The organism is Sorangium sp. So ce726 (genome assembly GCF_051521405.1).
GTDB lineage: Bacteria > Myxococcota_A > Polyangia > Polyangiales > Polyangiaceae > Sorangium.
On record NZ_CP150349.1, the window covers coordinates 11,843,949 to 11,866,846 of the forward strand.

The window sequence follows — 22,898 nt, forward strand, 5'->3', positions numbered from 1 at the left end:
TGGTTGTCGCTCGCCCGGGACGGGCAGGAGGGGTGCTCGTCGTGCTCACATGAAGGGAGCGGAGGGCGCGAGTGAACCCGATCCGGCACGGAGCGGGGCAGGGTGGCTCACGGGAGCACTGGGCCCTTCACGCTTGCTCTCGCCGATCGCGCATCCCCGAGAGGGCCTCTCCGGAATCCAGCGCGCGTCGCCGTCGCCTCGTTCACGTTCGAGACACACCGTGTCTCCGAGGCCTCGGTCTTCAGGATCTCCCGCGGGCGGAGCTCCGCTCGCCGTCGACTCGAGGCTCCGGAGCGCGCCGTCGAGCCCCCCGCGGATCCGGCGCTCAGCCCGTCGACAGGAGCTCGTCGAGCACGGCCCCGTACTCGTCGAGCAACGGGTGCGGCGGCAGGCCGCGACACATCGCGCGCAGCTCTTCGAACCTCGCGATCTGCATGTCCCTGCCGCGCTTGAACATCGACCACGGATCGCCGTGCTCGCGCGCGCAGACGATGATCGACTGGAAGTTGTCTATCTTGTCGGCCAGCGTGATCGCCTGCGCTTCCCAGGGCTTCTTCGGGAACGCGTCGAGATAGAGCCGCTTGCGGTCTTCCCAGGGCAGCGCCCTGTCCTGCTCGGTCACGTGGCGGACGAGCGTGGCGACGCGATCGCCGAAGCGCTGGCTCAGCTCGTCGAACGTGACGCCCTGGTCCTCCATGGCGTCGTGCAGCGCGCCGGCCGCGACGACCTCATCGTCGAAGCCGTGGCGCGCGAGCAGGACCGCCACGCCGGCGAGGTGGCTGATGTAGGGGACGTCGGCGTTCGGATACTTGCGCTTCTGTGCTCGGTGCCAGACCGCCGCCTGGTCGAGCGCACGCTTGAGGAGGGTGCCCATCGCGATGTCCCGCCAACCATAGCCGCTCGGCGTGCAGAGCGCAGGCGCCCGAGCGCCCCCGGTGACGTCCGGCAGGTTCTCCGTCCGGATCGGACCCTGCGCCGTTCGAAGCTCGCCCTTGAAGGCCGCGGTGGTTCGAGCGCCCGGCACGCCACGAGCTCGGCGAGCGGTGTACGCCGAGCGCGCTCGGTGTGCGGCGGACAGGCGCCACGAGGGGCGCGCCGGGCGAGGTGTGCGGCGCGCCGCCGCATCGCGGGCGATCCCGCGCCGCCGGCCCGGGCGCCCGCCTCGCGCCAGCGCGACGGAGCGCCGGAGCGGTCACGCCGTCGCGCTGGCCGTTCGCGAGGGCGGCTGGAGCGACCGACCCTGGAGTCGGACCGCATCGCGCCGGCGCCGCCGCGACGATGAAGGGCTCTCCCGGCCCTCTCTGCGACTCGACGGTCCCTCTCTTCCAGTCGTCCGGCGCCCAGCGCGGGATATCCGCTCTTCAGACGAGGTCGACTGGCCTGATTTCATGTCTTGCTGTGCCACGCGGACAATGGCGTTCGTCAATGGAGAAGCCATGCTTGCGCTGCGGAGGTCGCGCCGGCCGTGCCGCCGGGGAGCCGAGCGCGCAGCGACGGGCGTCGTGCGGCGCTTCCGACGATGACCGCGCGACGTAGCATCGGCGTGTGCGTGTGCCCGCGAGCGAAGGCGCCGCCTTGCGCTCGCCCGAGCGGGCCTTCGCCCGCGCGGCGCTGCGCGGTCCGCTGAGCTCGCGCCCCGCCGCGCGGACAAAGGCCCGCGGCGATCGCGGCCGCGCCGCAGCGGCACGGCCCGCGCGCGGCGGCGTCGCTGCGATGAAGCGCGCGCCGCAGCGCGCGATAGCCTCTCGTTCGTTCAGCGGATGGGGGAATGCGCTGGGGGTGGCGCGGAATGGTCGGGATGGTCCGGGGAGGTGCGCGCAAGTCCTACGAACATGCCGACGACGTCGCTCGTTGCTCAAGACTCCGCACTTGCCGACCTGTATACTCGTCCGCGACAGCGTCTTATATCGTCATGCGAAACCCGCCGATGCAGGGTGCCACCTCATGAGACTTTGGCCTCTCCGTTCGCTTGCCGCCGCGCTGGCCGCTCTCGTCGTCGCCCCTCTCCTTCCCGCGCCTGCGTACGGGCAGGACGCGCCGGTCAACCCCGGTGGGATGGCCCTGAGCCGCTTCGTGCCGGCGCCGGCCGGGGACCGCATGTTCAGCGTGCCGTCGCCGTTCGTGGCAGGGCACCTCACACCGCATGTGATGCTGCTCGCCGATTACGCGAGCAACCCGCTGGTCCTGCGGCGCGAGCGCGACGGCGCGGAGATCGGCGCCGTTGTCAGCGATCAGCTCACGTTCCACCTGGGCGCGTCGCTCCCGCTCTGGAACAAGCTGAGCTTCGACCTCGATGCGCCGCTCACCGCGCTGCAGTCGGGGGAGAGCCCGAGCGGCGGCGGCCAGCAGTTCCCGTCGCCGAGCGGCGCGGCGCTCGGCGACGTGCGGCTCGGCGCGCGCGTACAGCTCCATGGTACGTACCATGATCCATTCCAGCTCGCCGTCGGCGCGTACCTCTGGTTGCCGACCGGCGCAGACGACTCGTTCGTGAGCGACGGGAGCGTCCGGGCGATGCCGTACGTCGCGGCCGGCGGCCGCATGGAGCGGCTCGTCTGGTCGACCGCGCTGGGCACCGAGGTCCGGCGCGCCCAGTCGTTCGGCGGCGTGGCGCAGGGGACGATGCTCACGCTGGGCGGCGGCGTCGGGTTCCTCGCGTTCGACGGCCGGCTCCAGGTGGGGCCGGAGGTCAGCGCGGCGATGGTGCTCGAGGACATCAGCAGTCGCTCGACCAACGCGGAGCTCCTCCTCGACGCGAGGTATCGATTCCTGCCCTTCATGGAGGCGGGTATCGGCGTCGGGCCAGGGATCACCTCGGGGATCGGGACGCCGGACGTGCGCGCCGTCGCGATGGCCGCCTTCACGCCGGAGCAGCCGACGGACCAGGACAGGGACGGCATCGGCGACCCCGAAGACGCGTGCCCGAGCGTGCCGGGCGTGCGCAGCGGCGACCCGAAGAAGCACGGCTGCCCGCCGCCGCCGGACCGCGACGCCGATGGCATCGTCGACGCCGAGGACGCCTGCCCCGCCGTCGCCGGCGTGCGCAGCGACGACCCGAAGAAGAACGGCTGCCCGCCGCCGCCGGACCGCGACGCCGACGGCATCGTCGACGCCGAGGACGCCTGCCCCGACGTCGCCGGTGTGCGCAGCGACGATCCGAAGAGGAACGGCTGCCCGCCCGACCGGGACGACGACGGCATCGTCGACGCCGAGGACGCCTGCCCCGACGTCAAGGGGTTCCGCTCGAAGGATCCGGCGAAGAACGGCTGCCCGCGCGACACCGACGGCGACACGTTCCGCGACGACACGGACGCCTGCCCGAGGGAGAAGGGCTTCGCGGATCCGGACCCGGAGAAGCACGGCTGCCCGAAGGCGGTCCGCGTGACCGAGAAGCACGTGGTGATCCTCCAGCAGGTGCAGTTCGACACGGACAAGGCCACCATCAAGCCGGTGAGCGATCCGCTGCTCGACGAGGTCGCCGAGGTGCTGAAGGAGCACCCGGAGATCGTGCTCATCGAGATCCAGGGTCACACCGACAACCGCGGCACCGTGGAGCACAACAGGATCCTGTCGCAGAACCGCGCCAACTCCGTCATGGCGGCGCTGGTCCGCCGCGGCATCGATTCGACGCGGCTGACGGCCCAGGGCTACGGCCGGGAGCAGCCCATCGACGACAACGCAACGGAAGCGGGGAGGCAGCGAAACCGACGAGTCCAGTTCAACATCATCAAGAAGGCCGCGTACACGCCGCAGGCCGAGACCGGAGAGGATCGATGAGAAAGCAGTTGAGCATCACGGGGCTCGCGTCCCTCACGCTGATCGGGCTCACGACCGCCAGCGCGACGGCCGAGCCCAAGCTGCGCGTACAGGTCGATCAGCAGGGCGACTTCGCCCTCATCGGGAGCTCGATCGGGCAGGAGTGCCGCTCCGCGACGCCGAGGCCCACGGAGGGCACGGTGGGCGCCTGTGGCCAGTCGACCGTCGAGTCGGGGCCCGATCTCTTCTGGCGGTCTGACTCGCCTGCTGACGGCCGGGCGGAGGCGAGCCTCGATATCACCCCGGAGATGGCGCGCACGACCGCGGTGCTGACGCTGCCCGAGGGGGCGACGGTGACGCACGCGTACCTGTACTGGGCCGCGCGCAACACCGCCGGCGCCGATCAGGAGGTGGAGCTCCACCACGAGGGCGGCTACGACGGCGCGGTGACCGCCATCGACTCGGTCGAGACGGTGATCAACCAGGGGAAACCCAACGAGTCGCACAACTACCAGTCCGTCGCCGACATCACCGCGATCGTGAAGGAGAGCGGCGCCGGGGCCTACCGGGTAGGCGGCGTGGACGTCGTCGACGTGCGGGACAGCGACGACGACGTGGTCTTCGTGGCGTGGTGGATGGTGGTGTTTTACGAGGCGCCGAAATCGCCGATGCGCAACCTCGCGCTGTTCGACGGGCTCGACCGGGTCTCCGACGTGGGATGGCAGCAGGTCGAGCTCTCGGGCTTCAAGGTGCCCGACGCCGGCTTCGTGGCGAAGCTGGGCATCGTCGCGTTCGAGGGCGACAACTCGAACACCGGGGACAGCGTGTTCTTCAACCCCAAGAACCCGGGGAAGCCCGATCTTGCCGAGGCGCTGAGCGACGAGCTGAACCCCGCGGACAACTTCTTCAACAGCACCCGTTCGGCGCTCGGAAAGGCGGTGTCGGTGGAGGGTGATCTCCCGAGGATCCCGGGCACACCTCAGAGCATGTCGGGGGTCGACATCGACATCGTGGATGTCAGCGCGAAGCTCAAGCCGGGGGACGATCGGGCCACGCTCGTCGCCACGAGCAGGGACGAGCTCTATTTCCTCGCGGGGTGGGTGACGTCGATCTCCAACTACGGGCCTGATTTCAGCAAATCGAGCAAGGTGGCCACGGATCTCGGCGGGCTGCCGACCTACCGCGGAGACGCCGTCGAATACCGCATCACGGCGACGAACACGGGCAATGACGAGGCCGTGGGCGCGGTGCTGACGGACGCGCTGCCTGCTGGGGTGACGTTCGTCCCTGGCTCGCTGTCGATCATCGACGGGCCGAACGCCGGTCCCCAGACGGACGCGCCCGGCGACGACCTCGGAGAGTACGATCCCGCGACGCGGACCATCACGTTCTGGCTCGGAGAGGGGGCGGACGGCGCGCAGGGCGGGAGCATCCCTGTCGACGGCAGCGTCACGGTGCGCTTCGAGGTGACGGTCGACGCGGACGCGCCGGACCTCATCAAGAACCAGGCGAAGATCGCCGCGGCGGGCGCGTTCGGCGCGCCGGTCAGCGACGATCCGACGGACGGCAACGGCGACGCCCCGGGCGCGCCGCCGACCGAGGTCGCCGTGGTGCCGGAGTCTTTCTACGCGGCCGGGAGCGGCATGCTCGGCCCCTGCGCGGCGAGCCCGCGAGGCCGGGATGGGAGCGCCGGCTGGCTCGCGGGGCTCGCGCTGGCGGGTCTGCTCCGCCGGCGGCGCAGGGGGTAGACGATCACCCCCACGTGAGCGGGCGCGTCCGTACCGCATGGCTGGGCCGCGCACACTCGCGAGCAGGGCGAGGGTAAAGAAGTTCCTGGCGCGCGCATCGATGCGAGCGTCACCGTCCCCGCGGTGCCCCGGCGACACGCGACGCTGGAGACGACAAGCGCGAGGGCGCCGCGTCAGCGCTCGGTCAGCGCGTCGTCGAGCGTGGGCGCGGTGAGCACGCGCTCGGTCCAGCCTTCGATCTGCGCGGCGTCGGCGGCGCGGATGCGCACCTCGATCGGCTCCGGCAGCTCGCCGAAGCGCAGCCGGAGCAGCTTCAGCAACGTGCTCCGCTGCCCCTCGATCCGGCCCTCTCGCTCGCCCGCCAGCCGGCCCTCTCGCTCGCCCGCCAGCCGGCCTTCTCGCTCGCCCGCCAGCCGGCCCTCCCGGCGCCCCTCCTCGCGAAGGTAATCTGCGATGGTCACGATCTCCTCCTCGGCATCCGGTCCCGCCGCCACGAGCAGCCTCGGCAGCAGCCCTCGGGTGGCGCTCCAGGTAACCCTGCCAGATCCGCACCATGTACGTGAGCAGCCGAAACGCCATCAGCGGGTGCGTCGTGCTCTGGTGCTCGAAGAGCACGTAGATGAACAGCAACGATCTCTCCAGCCTGGCAGTGAAGAGCAGATCGCTATGGCTCGCGGCGAGCGCCTCGTCGATGAAGCTGCCAGGTTGCAACGCCAGCGACGCGAAGTCGATGCGGGTCGCCAGGGCGGCAGGCAGCGCCTGGCGCAACGTCCCGGCCGCGTGCTCCGGCTGGCTGAACGTGGACTTGAACAGGGCGTCATGAGGGGTGGGCGTCATCGATCACCGCCGCCGCCGGCGCGCACCTTGGCCGCGAGGTCGCCGAGCGTACGCATCGCCGCCTCGTCACGGCCGACTGCGATTGCGTAGGCCCGGAGCTCGGCGTTCTCGATGTCGAGAATCGCATGCACGCCCATGGGTCGATCCTCCTGGCCGGCGTGTGCAGCCGGCCGTCGTGATGGGGAGAGTGCCTCCGCGGCGCGGAAGGACGAACGTCGGTCCGGCGCCGCCGAACACGGGCTCGGTGGCGCGCCGCCTTCGAGGCCAATTCGCTAGCAAGTCACAGACAGATTGGCCATGAAAAAGAAATCTATTTCTGGATACGATTCATGAGATGACATCGAGCAGTGTCGCCCAATTACGACAAGACAAGCTATCTCATCTCGCAATCGTCTTTCGCACGCGCGAGTGCTGCCAACCCAGCCTGGATCTGGCCGCCTCGGAGCGGTTCGCCTCAGACGGCGAGTGGCTCGACCCGCGCGAGCGCGACATCGCGCGCCGCTTTCGCCTGGCGGGGTGCGACTACCCCTTTCCCGCGAGGCCCGGCCGGTCCATTCCGGAAGGCGCCGGCCTCGTCGGGTCCTATCGCCACCGGGCGGCTGCCGCCCTCCGACGCCTCGATCGCGGCGCCGCTCCGATCGAAGCGCATCACGGCCCCGGCGCCCGCGGCCCACGCCGCGCCGTCGACGCCCGCAGAGGAGCCTCACGGATCCGCCGCCGCGGTCCACGCGCCCCCGAAAAGGCCCTCTCGCACGCCGCGAGGGCCTCTCGCGGGAGCGCCCGCGCTGGGGCCGCGATCAGTTGATGGTGAAGGACTTGCTGACGGAGACCGAGCCCCCGCCGAAGGCAGGGACCCGCGCGCCGCGGAACAGCCTGGCGACGCAGCCGCCGACGCTGGTCCCGGCGAACGGCGCGCCCTGGACTTCAGCCGACGTGACGCTGCCGTTCGGCGCGAAGGTGACCTTGACCCTCCCGGTCCCGGTCGGTCCACCGGCCTTCTTGCAGCTCTTGGCAGAGCCAGCGGCAGCGCCAAGCGCCGAGCTCGCGGCGCCACGGTTGAACTCGGCGCCTCCAGAGGCCGCCGGCTCCGGCTTCGGTGCCGCCGGCTTCTCCGCCGCGGCAGCGGGCGCGGACGCCGGCTTCTCCGCCGCAGCGGGCGTCGCCGCGGCGGGCGTCGCGGCAGCAGGCGTCGCGGCGCTCGGGGCCTCGGCGCTGGCGGTGGGCTCCGCGGACGGCGCCGCCGTCTCCGCCGTGGACGGCGTTGCGGCCGCAGCGGTCTCGGCAGGCGTCGGCGCCGGCGTCGACGCAGGGCTCGGCACCTCGGCGGGGGCGGTGTTCGCCTGCTCCGGCGTGGCCGTCGACGTCTCCGGCTTCGGCGACTGCATGAAGAAGAAGGCGACGCCGCCAATCAGCACGACCGCGGCGACCGCGGCCGCGATCAGACCCGTGCGGCCCTTCTTGGTCGAGGCCTCTGGCGCCGTGAGCGGAGAGAGCGACGACAGCGACGCGGGCGGCACCGACGCCTTGGACGGAAGCGGCATCGAGGAAGGCGGCCGCGAGTCCGTCACCGGCGCGAGCAACGGCGGCGGCGCGAGCATCGGCGCGGAGGCGATGGGGCCGCCGCCGAGGTTCAGGAGATCGTCGTAGCCAGCTCGACCGTTGTTCTTCGACGGGCGGTTCGACGGACGCCGGCCCGACGGGAGCTCGTCTTCTTCCTTCTGCTTGGCCGCAGCGTTCTCGGTCGCGGTGAGCGCCGAGAGCGAGAAGAGGACCGAGTTCTCGTTGCGCTCGCCCACCTGGCGATCGAGGCCCGGCGGCGGGGCGGACCCGGCGGGGTCCTCAGTGCGCTCGGCGGCGCTGAAGACGTCGACCGCGGCCCCGCGGCCCGCGCGACGCGCAGCCGCTGGCGCCGGTGCGCCGCCTGGGGCCGGCACCGCAGCCGCTGGATTCGCTGGCGCCGCGGCCGCTGGATTCGCCGGCGCCGCAGCTTCCGGGGCCTTCGCCGGTGCGACGGCTGCAGGCGCCGGGGTCGCGGCCCCCGCTTGGTTCAGGGCGCGCCGCGAGTCCTTCATGACCACGGTCCCCTCGGGCCCGAACCTGAGCCCAGCAGGCGCCGGAGCCGTGGGGATCGGCGCAGCTGCAGCCGCAGGCGCCGGAGCGGCAGCAGGCGCAGAGACCGCTGCAGGTGGAGGCGCCGCTGCGGCCGCCGGCGCAACTGCAGCAGGGACGGCCGCGGCGGGCGCAGCTGCAGCAGACACGAGCGTCGCGATCGCGGGCGCCGCGCCAGCGGGCGCCGCCGCCGCGACGGCTGCTGCGGGCGCGGGCGCCGCGTCTCCCTGCGGGGAGAATCGCTCCTTGAGCTCCGGGACGCTGGCGATCGGCAGCCAGTCGCCCATCCCGTCCTTCCACACGTACGTGTCGTTGCTCAGGCCGCCGCGCGCGTACTCGGCTACGAGCTCGGCGGTCGTCATGGTCCGCTCGTCGCCCTCGGCGACGTTGACGGTCCACGTGTCGGGCGCCGCCGCCGAGGGCGCGCCGCCCGCGTCGGCCACGAGCTTGGCCTCGGCGTCATCCGACAGGTCGCCCTGCTGCTCCGCGGTCGCGTCCTGCGGCGCGGCCGGGGCAGCCTCATTCGCGCCGTGGACCACCATGGAGTGGTTGCACTTCTTGCATTTGATCTTGACCGTCTTGCCGGCGACTTTCTCGTCGGCAATCGTGTACTTGGCCTGGCACGACTCACACGTAATCTTCATGCGACTGTCGCCCTTCCCGTTCCGGCATGCGGGCATGGGTTCAACGACCACACACGCGCACGTTCACGCGGCCCGGTCGGTCGACGCAGAATAGCGGGACGGCGCGAGGCCGATCAAGGCGGCGACTTCTTTTATGATCGCCGCCGGCGCAGCGCCGCGCGATGACGCAGCGCGCGTCCACGTCCCCGCGCAGCCGCGCGCAGTGTGGCGCGATCAATTGAGCAGGAGCAGCTGCGTGCCGTCTTTCCCGCAGAACATCGCCTCGCTCGGATAGCGGTCGCCGCACGTTGGGCAGATCTTTCCACGAGCCCGCAGCGTCGGCCGGACCGGCGCCGCGGCTGGCCCTGCGACGCCCGCGAGCGAGGCCCCCGAGGGCGCCGGGGCGCTCTCAGCGCCTGCGCTGTCGCGCTCGCCGGCGGCGCCGGCCGTGGAGGCCGGGCCTTCCACGTCGCCGCCTGTCCGCCGGCGGCCTCGGCGGAGCAGGATCAACCCGGCAAATCCGAGGCAGGCCGCGACCCCGCCCACGATGGCCACGAACAGGTTCTTGCGCTGGCGTCCCAGGTCCTCGCCCGAGGTTGTGCGCCCGCCGATGGTGCCGGCCGCGATCACCACGACGGCGGCCTGCTCGCTCTCGCCAGCCTCGTTGAGCCCGCTCGTCGCGAGGAGCGCGTCGTAACGATCGGGGCTCGTCACCTCGATCGCGACGGTCACCCCCTTACCGGCGACGGACGCGACGAGGCCGAGCGCCCCTTCGCCCGCGCCGGCGCCGAGCGAGAGGGCGCCTGTCGCGTCGACCGTCGCGGCGGACGCGAGCGGCCCCGGCGCGATCGACCACGTCGGCCTCGTCGGGAGCCCGCACCCCTCCGCATCCATGACCAGCGCGCGGAACTGAAACCGTTCGCCCGGCCGCATGAGCTTGCGCGACGGCGTGACCTCGAGGCGCGCTGGCTCGCCGGGGGCGTCGCAGGTGCGCGAGGCCGCGGGCTTCTTCTCGGCTGCGGCCGGCGCCGCGGACGCCGCGGGCGGAGCGCTCGCCACCGGCGGCGGGGCGCTCGCCGCGGGGGGCGCCTCGCCTTCGCGCCGGACGAGCGTATAGGTCCGCGTCCTCGTCACGGACGCGCTGCACGTCGTGTCCTGGATGATGAACTGGTACTGCCCCGTCTCCACCATGTTGATGCTGGCGTCGGTCGCCTGCGTGGTGGTGGTGACCACCGCCCGGCGGGGATCGCTGGCCGGCGTCGTGCAGCGCGTCTGCCAGGAGCGCGCGTTGCCAGACGCCGAGTGCTTGCTCCGCGCGAGCCCGGGCATCTGCTCCCAGCACTCGGCGGTGCTCCACGACCGTCCGGCGCCCGAGATCGAGAGCTCCGAGCCGTGCTGCTGGATCTGCACGGCGCCGCCCGGGGTGCCCTGCGGGCGAGGCCTGGGCCCGCACGCCTGCCCCCAGGCGGCGACCGACCACTGTTCGGTGAGGGCGCTCGCGGTCCAGGACCCGCTCAGCGTCGGCAGGTCCTGCGCGGCGCCCTCGCCCGGGCTGGCGACGGCGACGGCGACGGTGATGGACGCGAGCGACGCAAGGCGAAGCGCGTGGACCAGGGCCGACGAGGCGAGCAGCGGGCGTCGCACAGCCGAACCGTAGCAGCGCCCGCGCGCGGGCGGCAGCCGGCAGGCTCGGAGCGCCGCCCGCGCGGTGCCGTGCGGCGCGAGGTGCGCGAGGTGCGCGAGGTGCGCGAGGTGCGCGAGATGCCAGGTGACCGCGGCGAGCGGCGATGCAGCCCGCTCGCTCCGCCACCGCGTCGCGCCCCACCACCGCGTCCAGGGCGGCGAGGCCGGCGCAGGCCCGAGGCGCAGGTCCCCGGCGGGCAGGGCAACGTGCGACGTGCGACGTGCGCCGCGTGACACGCAACGCCCGGACCCACCCGCACGCGAGAGCGAGGACCAAGAGCCGCACAAAATGCTCATGCCGCAAAAAGGATCTAGACAGGCAAAGTAAAGATTCGTTATCTTGAAAAATGGTCCCGTGCGCATTCTGCATCAAATTTCGTCAGGCACGCCCGCGTACCTGATCCGATCCTGTTCGTCCCTCGACCCCTGCGAAGGGTCGGAGAGGGCTGCTGAGCGTCGCCGCACGCCGCCGAACGCCCAGCGCGCCCCCCGCGAACCGCGCGCCGCGCATTGGCCGTCGATCTGGCGACTGATCTGGCCATCGAATTCGATGCGCCAAACTGCGCTCGTCTCGACGAACCATGAGCAGACCGCGAGCAGACCATGAGCAGCCCGCGAGCAGCCCAAAAGCGTCACCGCACGACCCAAAATTGTCACCGTACAGCTCAACGCGACTCGATAACTTTCTCGCGTCTGCCACCAAAAAAGATCTGGACACTTTCATCTCTGAGTTGCTAACTTACACACTGTCACCTTGCGCATCCGCTCTCCGATCGAAGCAAAAGCACCCGCGTACTTGATCTGATCCTGATCATCCCGCGGGGCTCATTCCGACCGGAGCCCGCGAAACCGACCTCGCCTGACCCGTGAGTCATGGTGCCTGCTATTCGGATGACGCTCCAGCAATGGTTCACCCGTGAGGACCTCAAGGAGCTACCAATGAAGCAGTTCGTAATCGCATCTTCTGCCGCGCTCGCCACGCTGTTCATCACCGCCACCAGCCTCGCCAACACGACCGCTCCGTCTCCTACGTGCACCGTGATCAAGCGGGGTGTCCTGGGCGACATCTACAACGCTGAGATCTGGAGCCTCGCCCCGAGCTACCACGTCCCGACCCCGTTTGAGGTCAACACCGGGTACTCCAGCTCGGTCGGAGAGAAGCGCGCACTATTCCGCTTCGATCTGAGCCCCATCCCCGCCGGCTCTCTCGTCACGTCGGCCAAGTTCTACGCCCTCACGTACACGAGCACCGCGCAGACCGTGTACGTCCACCAGGTGCTCGCCCCCTGGAGCGAGGAGCTCGTCACGTGGAACAACTTCGGGGGCATGGACCCCGCCGCGTTCACCTCGTTCGTGCCCAACGTCACCGGGTGGAGCTCGGTCGACCTCACCGGGATCGTGCAGGACTGGGTGAACGGGACGGCGCCGAGCTACGGGATCCTCCTTGAGGAGGGCGCCAGCGGGAAGACATCGTACAAGGGCAGCGCCCACACCGATACGGGTTACCGCCCTCTCCTCGAGGTCTGTTACACGGCGCCGAAGGGCTCGATCGGCGACAAGGTGTGGTTCGACGCGAACGCGGACGGCATCGAGGACGCCTCCGAGCTCGGCATCTCCGGCGTCGTCGTCGACCTCTTCGGCGACGCCAACTGTGACGGCGTCGCCGACGGCGCCTTGCTCCAGACGGCCGTGACCGGCGCGAACGGCGTCTACCGCTTCACCGAGCTCGAGGCGGGCTGTTACGTCGTCGACGTCGACGACGCGACGCTCCCGCTCGGTCACATCCTGACCAGCGATGACGAGCCGCTCGGCGTGTCCCTCGACGCGGGTGAGAACGTGGCCAACGCCGACTTCGGCTATGTGACCTACTCGTCGATCGGCGATACCGTCTGGCTCGACAGCGACGCCGACGGGCTCTACGAGCCGGAGACCGGCGAGCTCGGCGTCAACGGCGTCCGCGTCGAGCTGTTCCAGGGGGCCCAGCTGATCGACTTCACCATCACCGGCACGAGCCCCTACACCGGCCAGCCCGGCTTCTACCTCTTCGATACGCTCCCGGCGGGCACCTACTCGGTGGTCATCACGCCCGACAACTTCATGGCGAGCGGTCCGCTCGCCGGACAGGAGCCGACGGCCGACCCGGATGGCGGGCTCGACAACGTGGGCGTGGTCTCGCTCGGCTGGGCACAAGACCTCCTCGACGCCGACTTCGGTTACCGGCTCTCCTGCGGCAACGGCGTCTGCGGCGGCGACGAGAGCTGTTCCAGCTGCGCCGTCGACTGCGGCGTCTGCCCGCCCCAGTGCGGCAACGGCACCTGCGAGATCGGCGAGGACTGCGGCAGCTGCAGCGCCGACTGCGACGTCTGCCCGCCGGTCTGCGGCGACGGCACCTGCGACGCGAGCGAGAGCTGCAGCACCTGCGCGGCCGACTGCGGCACCTGCCCGCCGGTCTGCGGCAACGGCACCTGCGAGGCCGGCGAGGACTGCGGCACCTGCTCGGACGACTGCGGCGCCTGCCCCGCGGTCTGCGGCAACAGCGTCTGCGAGAACGGTGAGGACTGCTCGAACTGCACCGGCGACTGCGGCGCTTGCCCCGCGGTCTGCGGCAACGGCGTCATCGAGGCCGGCGAGAACTGCCTCGAATGCCCGAGCGACGTAGGCATCTGCCCGCCGGTCTGCGGCGATAGGGTCTGCGCGGTCGGTGAGACCTGCTCGAACTGCGCGGCCGACTGCGGCGCCTGCCCGCCGGTCTGCGGCGATGGGGTCTGCAAGGCGGGCGTCGAGAACTGCTCGAGCTGCGCGGCCGACTGCGGCGTCTGCAAGTGCTCGTCCCCCGGCACCGGCTCCCCCGGCTACTGGAAGAACCACCCGAGCGCCTGGAAGATCACGAAGCTGACCATCGGCGGCAAGACATATACGAAGTCCCAGCTCCTCGACATCATCAGCCGTCCGACGCGGGGCGACGTCACCTACATCATCGCGAAGCACCTCATCGTCGCCAAGCTCAACGTCGGTATCGGCAACCAGTCGAGCTGCATCGAGGACACCATCGCCAAGGCCGACGCCTGGCTCAAGAAGTACCCGCTCGGCAGCAACGTGAAGGACAACTGCAGCAGGAACGCGCCGTGGACGACCGGCGAGCCGCTCTCCGAGAAGCTCGACAAGTACAACAACGGCTACCTCTGCGCCCCCCACCGCGACGACCTTGACTGCGAGGACAACCGCAACGATCGCGACCATGACCGCGGCTGCGGCCGCTGAGACGTAGACGCGACCTCCCCCGGGCCAGCGCCCGCTCCAAGCGACCAGCCTGGAGAGCCGCCGACGCTGGCCCAGCCCCTCCCCCGCCTCCCTTCCCCCTCCCCTCTGCCGTCGCTCCCCTCACCACCTAGCAGGGGGGCTACCTCGTACTCAGGACGGAACGTCCCTCGACGCGCGTGGACACCTCACACCCCCCGCGTGGGCGTGATCTGCCCCTCGCGCGGCAAATTGCCCCTGCCGCCCCGAAGGGAACCCCTGCTGGCGCCGCCTATGCTGCGGACAGCGCCCCGCGAATGAGCGGGGTCGAACTCGTCGAGACCGCTCCACCGCAAAGAAGGACAGCGTGGCACGGGCGCTGCAAATCGTGCGGGGCTGAGCTCCGAGGACCGCGGTCGACGGTCCGACGACGCAGCGTTGGCGGGCCAGAAGAAGGAGAAGTTGCCATGAACCTGACGGAAAGCTGGATTGGCGATAAGCCCTTGGTCCCGCCTTGCGGCTTGTTCGGCAAAGGTCAGCATATCGTCCTGGCTGAAGACGACGAGGATTTCCGGTCCACGATCGCCATGGCGCTCCGCAGCGATGGGTTCGAGGTGTCCGAGGCGCGAAACGGCCTCGAGCTGCTCGACAAAGTGGCGCCCTGCCTCGGTGGGAATGAGCCCCCGAAGCCGATCGACGCGATCGTCAGCGATATCCAGATGCCCTGCTTCTCAGGGATGGAGATCCTGGAGGGCCTCGCCGAGGTGAGGCGGCGGCCGCCGGTCATCCTGATCACGGCGTTCGGCCACCCGCACCTCCACGCGACCGCGCGCAGCCTGGGCGCCTCGGCCGTCTTCGAGAAGCCGTTCGATCTGGACGATCTCCGCAGCGTCCTGTTCAACCTGAAGGACGCGCCCGGCTTCGACGGCGGTTACTGACGAGGGGGCGCGCCTCGGCGCGCCTCCGCGCGCCGCTCAGCCATCCGGCCGCGGGAGGGGGGTCGCCGCCGCCCAGCGCGCGACACAGCCCCACTCCTCGTCGGTCATCTCCAGCATGCTCGCCACCATGCCGTCCAGGTGGCGCCGGGCGTCGGCCGACAGGCCCGCGTTCGCCGGGCCGAGCTCCCGTCCGAGCGCGTCGAGCGCCGCGATCAGGGCGGCTCCCGCCGGCGGGGGCGCAGGGATCGCACGCAGGTGCGCAATCTTCACCTGCGGCATGCCCTCGCGCGCGTCCCGGTGACGCGTGTAATGCCACCAGCGGACGGGAGAGGAGTTGAGGTAACAGAGCAGCGCGAACTCGCTCCAGGTGGCGTCGGAGAAGCCGGCCAGGATCGAGTTGCGGAACGGGAGGCCGTCGCTCAGCGCGGCGATCGGGTAGCGGGCGGTCTGGCGGATGAGCAACCGCACCGCCTTCCAGTCCTCGTCCTTCCGGAAGCGGCCCTTCACGCCGGCGCGATCGACGTGGTGGCGCGGCGCGCGCGCGATGAGCTCGCCCACGTCGGTGCCCTCCCGGATGGGGCAGGTGTACGGCGGCTCCGGGGCGTCCGCGCGCCGGATGCGCTCGGCGTCCTCGGCCGTCGTCTGGAACCCGCGCTCGCCGAACAGGGCCGCCGGCAGCGGGGGCAGCGCGCCGAGCCGCTCGAGGAGCCGGCGAGACACGACGTCGAGATCCGAACGCGCGAGCGGCCACGAGGCGGCCCCCGCCGCCCGCGGCGCGGCGGGGGCGAGGCGGGTCGAGAGGAGGCCCATGCACGGCTGGAACACGCCGTCGAAGGCGTCGCTGCCGAAGCTCGGAAGGTCGGAGTCCACGGCGCAGAGCGCGTCGTGCGCGCGCCGCGTCGGGCCGTATCCATCGAGATCCGACACCGACGTCGGGATGACGAGGCCGAGCCGCCCGCCCGGCCGCAGCAGCGATGCGGCCCGTTGCACGAACAGGCCGTGCAGCGAGCGGTAACCGTGGAACGCCGGGTTCCTCCGGAGGTAGAGGTGGAAGACCTCGGGCGCGATCGGCTGCGCCGCGCGGCCGACGTACGCGACCCAGGGCGGATTGCCGATCACGGCGTTGAAGCCGGGCTCGGGGCGATCGAAGACGCCGGGGAACGCGAGCTCCCAGTGCAGGAACCGGCGCTCCTCGGCGATGCGCCGCGACAGCGCCGCCCGCGGATCGGCCGGCTCGCGCGCGGCGGCCATGTAGCGCGCGAACGTCGCTGGCGCCGGCGCCAGGGCCGCGAGCTCGCCCGCCGGCGGCCAGAACCACAGGGCCATCCAGGCGTCGAGCGCCGCCTGATCCGCTGCCTCGTCGACCTCGGGCCCATCGCGGGGCGCTCGCTCAGCGCCCTCCGGCGGCGCGCCCTCCGGCGGTGCGCCCTCCGGCCGCGGGGGCGCAGGAGCCTGCCGCAGCAGGGCCCGCCGCGTTTGCCGCTCTCCGGTGCCGCCGGGCAGCTTCGCGGCGGTGGGGAAGCCGCCGACCTCCGCGCGCTCGGCGCCGATGAGGCTGTCGCCGCAGCGGAGCTTGCCGTCGAGGAAGCTCAGCGGGAGGCGCGCGTCCTGCACGACGAGCCACAGCGATAGCCTGGCGAGGTCGACCGCGAGCGGGTCGAGGTCGACGCCGTGCAGACAGCGCTCCGCCACGAGCGCCATCGCGCGAGCGGGCGGCGGCTCGCCGGGGGCGAGGGGCGGCGCCGCGCCGGCGCTCTGCCACGCGTCGACGAGGCGCGCGGCGAGCTGGCGGCATGCCTCCACCAGGAACGCGCCGGACCCCATCGCGGGATCGCACACGGCGAGCGCGAGGACATCCGCGGGCGCCGCCGGCCGGCCGTCCCTGTCGAGCAGCGGCGACAGCGTGCGCTCGACGACATGCGACGTGATCTCCCGCGGCGTGTAGTACGAGCCCGCGCGCCGCCGGAGCTGCCCCGGCTGGAGGTAGAGCGCGCCCCGCGCGATCCGGTCCGGCTGCCGTGGGGACGCGCGGCGCGCGAGCGCCTGCGACAGCTCGGCCACGCTGCCGGCCGCGGCGACGCGCGCGGCCGGCCGCGCGCCGAGCTTCAGGTCCGCCACCTCCTCGAGCCGCGCGAGCCGATCACGGCCGGGGAGGGCGAGGAGCGCCTCCAGATCGACGACAATGTGCGACGGCAAGAGCGCCATCGACTCGCCCTCGGCGATCTCGAGATCAAAGGCGATCAGGCCCTCGTAGAGCGTGCCGAGGTGCTCGACCTCGAGCTCGCCGTAGCGCAACGGCGCGCTGTCGTGCACGAGGAGCGCCGAGAGCACCCGGTGGAGCGCGCCGTCGCTGAGCCAGGGTCTCCCCTCCAGGAGGGGATGGGCGTCCGGATCGCAGAGGCCGCCGTGCGCGCCCCCGGGACCGCGATCGCGTAGCGCGCAGAAGAGCGCCGCGATCCTCGCCCACGCGCCATGGCGGCGCTCGAGGTCGTCTCCCTGCTGTCGCCATTCTTCCTGGAGATCCTCGAAGAGCCGGGCGAGCGGGGCGCCGCCACCGTCCACGCCGGCGAGCAGGCCGCGCGCCTCGGCGTAGAGGAGGAAGATGAGCCGCATCAACGCGGACACGAGGCCGGCGCGGAGGCGCCGCCGCCCTTCAGCGGAGCCGGCGCACGCGGCGTCGCCGTCCTGCGGATGCGCCGCCTGAAAGCCGCGGAGGACCTCGGCGAGCGCGCCCTGCGCCTGATCCCGAAGCTGCCGCGCCACGCCATCGGCGGGCGGCCCGGATCCGCCCAGGAACGCGCCCGTTCCCGTTGCGGCGCCGGGCGGGGCGAAGGCGCCGCCCCGTTCACGGTCGCGGCCCAGGGCGGCGCTGAGCTGAGGACATTCCGAGGACACGCAGGTTCCGCAACAGCATTGCGGATGGGACCGGGTGCAGGCAAGCGCCCTGGCGCGGCGTCGCGCCCGGCCCGCGCCGGCCTGCGGCCGGGCGAGCCGCCGCGCGACCCGCCGCGGCAGGAGGAACGCCGAGAGGAGACCTCCATGTCCTGACCCCTTCCGGCGATCTCGGCGCTTGCCGGTGTCGCTCCTCGCGTCGCGCGGCGCCCTGGAGAGGAGTCCTTCCTCGCCCGGAGGTCCTCGCCCAGCACGGTTTACCGAGATCCTCGTGAAAGCATCTCTCGCACGCGGCCCCATCGAGGTACGGTTCGTGCCGCATGCTCACGAATGAATCCTGAGCTGTTCGAACGATACGCACTCGCTCATTCACGCAATTCACGCTCTGGCTCCGTGGCGCGGCGCGGCGCCCTGCTCGCCGCGCTCCTGCTCGGGATCTCGGCGTGCCACGACGCCGGAGAGACGCCGGTGCAGGAGCCCACCGGCGCGGTCACCGGCGGGATTGACCTCTATTCCGGCATTCCCCAGGACGGCATCGTCCTCGGCGAGCCGAGCGCGCCGATCACGCTGGTGGAGTTCTCGGATCTGCGGTGCTCGCATTGCAGGGATTATGGGCTCGAGATCTTGCCGGTGATCCTCGAACGCCATGTGAGGACGAAGCAGGTGAAGCTTGTATTCCGGAATCTCGCGTTCCTCGGTCCGAGTTCCGTGCAGGCCGCGCGCATGGCGGCCGCGGTCGGGATGCAGGATCGGCTCTTTGATTTCGTCGACCGCTTCTTCCGGCTCCAGGCGCGCGAGCGCCCGGCGATCACGGACGAGCTCCTGTTGCGCGTCGCCTCCGAGGTGCCGGGCGTGGACGCCGAGCAAGCGATGGCGCAGCGCGACAGCCCGGAGGTCGTGCAGCAGCTCGAGGCCGCGCGGGCCGAGGCGGTGACTCTCCAGGTCCGGGGCGTGCCGGCGCTGTTCCTGATCCGGGAGGGGCAGGAGCCTCTCCGGCTCCGACTCACCTCGATGTCGCCGGAGCCGATCTCCCGCGCGATAGAGGAGTTCATGCTCGAGCCGCAGCCGCCCGGGTGAACCGCCGCGACCGCCGCGATCGCGCGGGTGAACCGCCGCGACCGCCGTGATGAGCGCCGGCGCCTCGCGCGCTTTTTGGTACGCTCGCGCGGGGATGACCGCATCGCCGCTCGTGTTCCCTCCCCGCCCCCCCTCGCTGCGCGGCCGTCGCCGCGAGCTCGCGACGCTCCTGGCGACGGTACGCGCGTCGCGCCCGACCCGCATCGCGCTCGTCGGCACCGGCGGCAGCGGCAAGTCGACGCTCGCGTGCGCGCTCGGGCACAAGCTCGCGCGCGAGCTCCCCGGCGGGATCCACTGGTTCCGGGTTGGCGCATGGGACGCGCGCACGCTGCGCGGCATGCTGTCGCTCCGCTTCGGAGCAGGGCCGTCGCCGTCGCTGCCTGCGCTGCGGAGCCGCCTGCGGGCGCGCGGGGAGATGCTGATCGTGCTCGACAACCACGAGCACGACCGCGCCGTCGCCGAGCTGCTCGACGACCTCCGCGACGAGGCGGTGACCTGGGTCATCACGGCGCGGCGCTGCCTCGTCGCCGGCGTCTCCATCTTTCCGGTCATCGCGCCGCTCGTGACCTCGGGGCGGAGCCCCTTCCCTGCGGTCGCCTCGCTGACCCGCCTGCTCCGCTGGAACCCCGTCTCCCTGGAGCTCGCCGACGCGATCGTCGAGAGCGGCGCGGCCGACGTCGCCGAGCTCCACCGGTGGCTCGTGGCAGGCGGCGTCGACCGCGTGCAGGTCATCGATCACGAGGACGACCTCCCCGAGGTCGGCCTGCTCGTCGCGTGGGCTTTCCGCGGGCTCTCGCCGCCGGCGCGGCGGATGCTCGCGGTGCTGGCGCACTCGAACGGCGACCACATCGACGAGGGCTCCCTCGCCGAGCTCGCGCGGGCCGGGCGGCGCGCCGGCGACGCGCTGGCCTCGCTGCGCCGCTTCCGGCTGGTGCAGGAGCCGTTCGCGGGCCGCTTCGCCCTGCACGCGACGGTGCGGCACGCCGTGTTGAAGCGCACGCAGATGGATCAGCGCCGCTTCTTCGAGCACTACATGGCGCTCCTCGAGCGCTCTCCGGAGCGGCTCGACCTCGAGCAGACCCACCTGTTCGCGGCCATGGACTACGCGCACGACATCGGGAGCGTCGCGGCCGCGCTCCGCGTGAACGAGCTCTTGTCGCGGCTCTCGCTCTGACACCCGCCGGCTCCGGAAGCCCGGTGCGAGCGCGAGCGTGGATGGGCGCGCGCTCGCCGCTCCTCCCTGCTCGACCCCCCGCTCGACTTCAGGTCACCGCGGCGCTTCCGGGTCCCCCACGTGCTTGCGGCAGAGCTCGACGAGGCGCTTCAGCACCCACTGCCCCGCGGGCCCCTGCACGAGGCCCGGCCTGTGGACCACGGCGAGCGGCAAGACGTGCTCGTCGTCCCCCCACGCCGCCGGCCAGATCCGGACCAGGCGCCCGGCGTTGAGGTCGTCGCGGATCATGTGCTCTGGCAGGTTCCCCCAGCCGAGCCCCGCGCACAGGAGCTCTCGCTTGGTCTCCAGATCCACGACACGCCAGGTGCGGGGAGACAGGACGGCCTGCTCCGGCGAGCGCGCCCCGCCGCGCTCGCTCAGCACGATCTGCACGTGCTCGCGCAGCTGCTCGGTCGCGACGCGCGCGCCGCGCGGCGCTGCTGCGGAGGCGAGCGGGTGTGTCTTGCCGACGACAGGCACCATGCGCACGGAGGTGAGGTGTTGGCGCTCGAGCCCCTGGGCCATCGCCGCCGGCCCCACGACCCCGAGCTGGCATGTCCCGTCGAGGACGCGATCGGCGACGGCGGCCATGGTCTCGGTGTGGACGACGAGCTCCACGGTCGGGTAGACGCGCGCGAACTCGACGCAGAGATCGACGAGCGCGGACAGCGGAAAGATGGCGTCGACGCACAGCGAGACGAGCGGGTCGAGGCCGCCGGCGAGCCGCTGCGCCGTGCTGCTGAGCGCGTCCGCGTCGGCGCACACCCGCCGCGCGGCGCCGAGCAGGACGCGGCCGTGCTCCGTGAGCGCCGGGATCCTCGTCGACCGGTCCCAGAGGGCGATCCCGAGCTGGCTCTCCAGGTTGGCCATCGCGTGGCTCACGGCCGACTGGACGCGCCGGAGCTTCCTGGCCGCGGCCGAGAAGCTGCCCTCGTCGGCGACCGCGATGAACGTGCGCAGCTGTTCGAGCGTGATGGAGTCGTGCACCGCGCATCACCATGCCACGGCCCGCCGCGGCGCGGCGCGGTGCGGTTGTAGGATGCGTGCGTGCGTGCGTGCGCCCGCCGGAGGTCGCGGGCCCTCTGCGCTGGTGATGTCCCTGAAAGCGGCGCGGCGGCCAGGACAGGCGAGGAGCGTCTTTCCAAGGGGTCTACCCTCCAGCGGGCCCGCGTCGTCCGCGGGAAGGTAGACCCCTTTTTCTCACGCTCCTCGCCTGCCCCGGCCGCCGGCCGCGCGCTCAGCCGAGCGCGCTCGTCACAGTCTGAAGCAGGCCGACCCGCCCGTCAAAGCGCCGGATTGGCGTTCTTCACGCACTCCACGAAGTACTCGTGGAACCACTGCCCCGCCTCCGGAGCGCGCTGATCTGCGTTCTCGTAACCGCAGAAGGCGTCGAAGCGCTCCGCGCTCTTGTCGGCGGTGCCGTCGGAGTCACCCGGCGGCTTGACCCAGTAGAACGCGTCGAGGTTCGTCGCGCCGCTCGGGTTGGCCTGGGGCCGCTGGCCCATGCCTGCACCGATGTTGTTGCACCAGTAGCCCCAGTCCTCCCGGATGTTGCCGACGCCGTTGCGGCTGGTGTCAATGATGAAGTGCTTGTCGCTGAGGCCCGCGGCCGAGAGCGCCGAGGCCATGGCATCGACGTAGTCGAACTCGCCGAAGCAGGGGTTGCTCTGCTGATCGTAGCTCTCCGAGCTGTAGCTGAGCTGCGTGTAGTTCGCGACGTTGGTCGCGAAGCCGCGGATGCTCTTCGGATTGCCGGCGGCCTGGATGACGTCAGCGAAGATCTGGGCGCCCTTCGTCTGGTTGTCCTTCCAGCCGAGCCAGCCCGAGTGCGCCGCGTCGATGTACTGGTACACGTGCGGCATATCGAGCTCCTTGAGCGCGTGCGCGACCTCCTCCCGGTAGGCCTTCTCGGTCTCCGGGGTGCAGTCCTTCTTGCCCAGGTTCGTCGCGAGGTTGGGGAGCGAATCGGGCTCGATGATCGCGACGATGCGCTGGTCCGGGTGAGCGGCGAAGATCTGCTTGATCGGGGCGATGAACTCGTTCCTGTACCGCTGGACGCCGCCGTTCTCGACCCGGAGCTCGCCGTTCGACGCCTCGGCGAAGCAGTCGCGGTTCGGCAGATCGTACACGACGATGACCGACGTGACCGGCTTGCAGGTCTCGTTCTGGAGCTTGAGCGCCGCGTCGAGGTGGGCCGCGAGGCCGTCGACCGCCGCGATCCTGTCGAGCCAGAACGCGGTGGAGATCTGCTTGACCTTCTCCATCTTCGCCTTCAGGGCCGTATCCGTCACCTTCGCGATCGACGAGTCGACCTTGGCGATGTAACCGGGGTCCACGAACAGGGTCGCGCCCGCGAACGGGTTGCCGTTCGGCGCCGCGATGTCGACCGCAGGGGAGCAGTTGCCGCCCGAGACGGACGAGGTGGCCGTCGGGTCGACGGTGCCGGTGGTCCCGGTGGTCGCCGGATCGCCGCCGGTGGTGGTGGTCCCTGGATCGCCCGTGCCGCTGCTCGTCGGGGTGCCCGCGCCCGTGCCGCCGCTCGTCGGGGTGCCCGCGCCCGTGCCGCCGCTCGTCGGGGTGCCCGCGCCCGTGCCGCCGCTGCTGGTGTTGCCGCCCCCGCCCGCGTTCCCGTTCGCGTCACCGCCCCCGCCGTCCCCGCACGCCGTGAGCGCGAGGATGACCGCAACCGACGTTGCCAACCCCAGCTGATGCGTAGTCCTTCTCAGCATATTAAGCCTTTCATTACTTCAACGAAGAAACCAGGCGAATTCAACGCGTCAAATAGCGG

General features: G+C 71.6%; 14 protein-coding genes and 1 pseudogene. 6 read left to right on the forward strand and 9 right to left on the reverse strand.

Annotated features, from left to right (window positions below):
* Positions 1–325: 325 nt before the first annotated feature.
* Positions 326–1,024, reverse strand: coding sequence for an HD domain-containing protein (locus WME79_RS44270; RefSeq protein ID WP_437528047.1), 699 nt, complete (start codon positions 1,022–1,024; stop codon positions 326–328).
* A 920-nt stretch (positions 1,025–1,944) separates the two neighbouring features.
* Here WME79_RS44270 and WME79_RS44275 point away from each other — a divergent pair.
* Together WME79_RS44275 and WME79_RS44280 are read left to right on the forward strand one after the other, a co-directional pair.
* On the forward strand, positions 1,945–3,774 hold the full coding sequence (locus WME79_RS44275; protein WP_437528049.1) for an OmpA family protein: 1,830 nt from the start codon (positions 1,945–1,947) through the stop codon (positions 3,772–3,774).
* Positions 3,771–5,501, forward strand: a complete 1,731-nt coding sequence (locus WME79_RS44280; protein ID WP_437528052.1) for a DUF3344 domain-containing protein — start codon at positions 3,771–3,773, stop codon at positions 5,499–5,501. The genes WME79_RS44275 and WME79_RS44280 overlap by 4 nt, the downstream gene beginning before the upstream one ends.
* Before the next feature lie 173 nt (positions 5,502–5,674).
* Here the strand turns inward: WME79_RS44280 and WME79_RS44285 are convergent, their stop codons facing one another.
* From WME79_RS44285 to WME79_RS44305, 5 genes and pseudogenes are all read right to left on the reverse strand, one after another.
* A complete protein-coding gene (locus WME79_RS44285) occupies positions 5,675–5,962 on the reverse strand; it encodes a DUF4351 domain-containing protein (protein WP_437528054.1) in 288 nt (95 codons plus the stop codon).
* 118 nt (positions 5,963–6,080) lie between these two features.
* Positions 6,081–6,338 (reverse strand): annotated as a pseudogene (locus WME79_RS44290) (Rpn family recombination-promoting nuclease/putative transposase); the annotation flags it as partial.
* Positions 6,335–6,475: a hypothetical protein gene (locus WME79_RS44295; RefSeq protein ID WP_437528057.1), complete on the reverse strand. Its 141-nt coding sequence runs from the start codon at positions 6,473–6,475 to the stop codon at positions 6,335–6,337. The gene WME79_RS44295 and the pseudogene WME79_RS44290, both read right to left, overlap by 4 nt.
* Positions 6,476–7,135: 660 nt before the next feature.
* Positions 7,136–9,091, reverse strand: a complete 1,956-nt coding sequence (locus WME79_RS44300; RefSeq protein ID WP_437528060.1) for a zinc-ribbon domain-containing protein — start codon at positions 9,089–9,091, stop codon at positions 7,136–7,138.
* 213 nt (positions 9,092–9,304) lie between these two features.
* The gene (locus tag WME79_RS44305; protein WP_437528063.1) at positions 9,305–10,990 is read right to left on the reverse strand and encodes a hypothetical protein; all 1,686 of its coding nucleotides are present in this window, start codon (positions 10,988–10,990) and stop codon (positions 9,305–9,307) included.
* A gap of 702 nt (positions 10,991–11,692) precedes the next feature.
* Here WME79_RS44305 and WME79_RS44310 point away from each other — a divergent pair.
* Both WME79_RS44310 and WME79_RS44315 read left to right on the forward strand, forming a co-directional pair.
* Positions 11,693–14,014 (forward strand): SdrD B-like domain-containing protein, encoded by a 2,322-nt coding sequence (locus tag WME79_RS44310; RefSeq protein WP_437528066.1) that lies wholly within the window; start codon positions 11,693–11,695, stop codon positions 14,012–14,014.
* A gap of 443 nt (positions 14,015–14,457) precedes the next feature.
* Complete coding sequence (locus WME79_RS44315) at positions 14,458–14,928, forward strand: response regulator (protein WP_437295895.1); 471 nt, start codon at positions 14,458–14,460, stop codon at positions 14,926–14,928.
* A 36-nt stretch (positions 14,929–14,964) separates the two neighbouring features.
* Here the strand turns inward: WME79_RS44315 and WME79_RS44320 are convergent, their stop codons facing one another.
* A complete protein-coding gene (locus WME79_RS44320) occupies positions 14,965–17,823 on the reverse strand; it encodes an Eco57I restriction-modification methylase domain-containing protein (RefSeq protein ID WP_437528069.1) in 2,859 nt (952 codons plus the stop codon).
* A 390-nt stretch (positions 17,824–18,213) separates the two neighbouring features.
* Between WME79_RS44320 and WME79_RS44325 the strand changes: the two genes are divergently transcribed.
* Both WME79_RS44325 and WME79_RS44330 read left to right on the forward strand, forming a co-directional pair.
* Positions 18,214–18,897, forward strand: coding sequence for a DsbA family protein (locus WME79_RS44325; protein ID WP_437528071.1), 684 nt, complete (start codon positions 18,214–18,216; stop codon positions 18,895–18,897).
* A gap of 94 nt (positions 18,898–18,991) precedes the next feature.
* On the forward strand, positions 18,992–20,071 hold the full coding sequence (locus WME79_RS44330; protein ID WP_437528074.1) for a hypothetical protein: 1,080 nt from the start codon (positions 18,992–18,994) through the stop codon (positions 20,069–20,071).
* Between the two features lie 93 nt (positions 20,072–20,164).
* Here WME79_RS44330 and WME79_RS44335 read toward each other — a convergent pair whose 3' ends face one another.
* Positions 20,165–21,097, reverse strand: coding sequence for a LysR family transcriptional regulator (locus WME79_RS44335; RefSeq protein ID WP_437528077.1), 933 nt, complete (start codon positions 21,095–21,097; stop codon positions 20,165–20,167).
* 296 nt (positions 21,098–21,393) lie between these two features.
* On the reverse strand, positions 21,394–22,809 hold the full coding sequence (locus WME79_RS44340; protein WP_437528080.1) for a glycoside hydrolase family 6 protein: 1,416 nt from the start codon (positions 22,807–22,809) through the stop codon (positions 21,394–21,396).
* Between the last annotated feature and the right edge of the window lie 89 nt (positions 22,810–22,898).

What these genes read in the sequence shown, in the direction of transcription:
- WME79_RS44330 (WP_437528074.1), top strand. Translation starts at nt 18,992, where the DNA reads ATGACCGCATCGCCGCTCGTGTTCCCTCCCCGCCCCCCCTCGCTGCGC.
- WME79_RS44295 (WP_437528057.1), bottom strand. Translation starts at nt 6,475, where the DNA reads ATGGGCGTGCATGCGATTCTCGACATCGAGAACGCCGAGCTCCGGGCC.
- WME79_RS44310 (WP_437528066.1), top strand. Translation starts at nt 11,693, where the DNA reads ATGAAGCAGTTCGTAATCGCATCTTCTGCCGCGCTCGCCACGCTGTTC.
- WME79_RS44300 (WP_437528060.1), bottom strand. Translation starts at nt 9,091, where the DNA reads ATGAAGATTACGTGTGAGTCGTGCCAGGCCAAGTACACGATTGCCGAC.
- WME79_RS44280 (WP_437528052.1), top strand. Translation starts at nt 3,771, where the DNA reads ATGAGAAAGCAGTTGAGCATCACGGGGCTCGCGTCCCTCACGCTGATC.
- WME79_RS44275 (WP_437528049.1), top strand. Translation starts at nt 1,945, where the DNA reads ATGAGACTTTGGCCTCTCCGTTCGCTTGCCGCCGCGCTGGCCGCTCTC.
- WME79_RS44315 (WP_437295895.1), top strand. Translation starts at nt 14,458, where the DNA reads ATGAACCTGACGGAAAGCTGGATTGGCGATAAGCCCTTGGTCCCGCCT.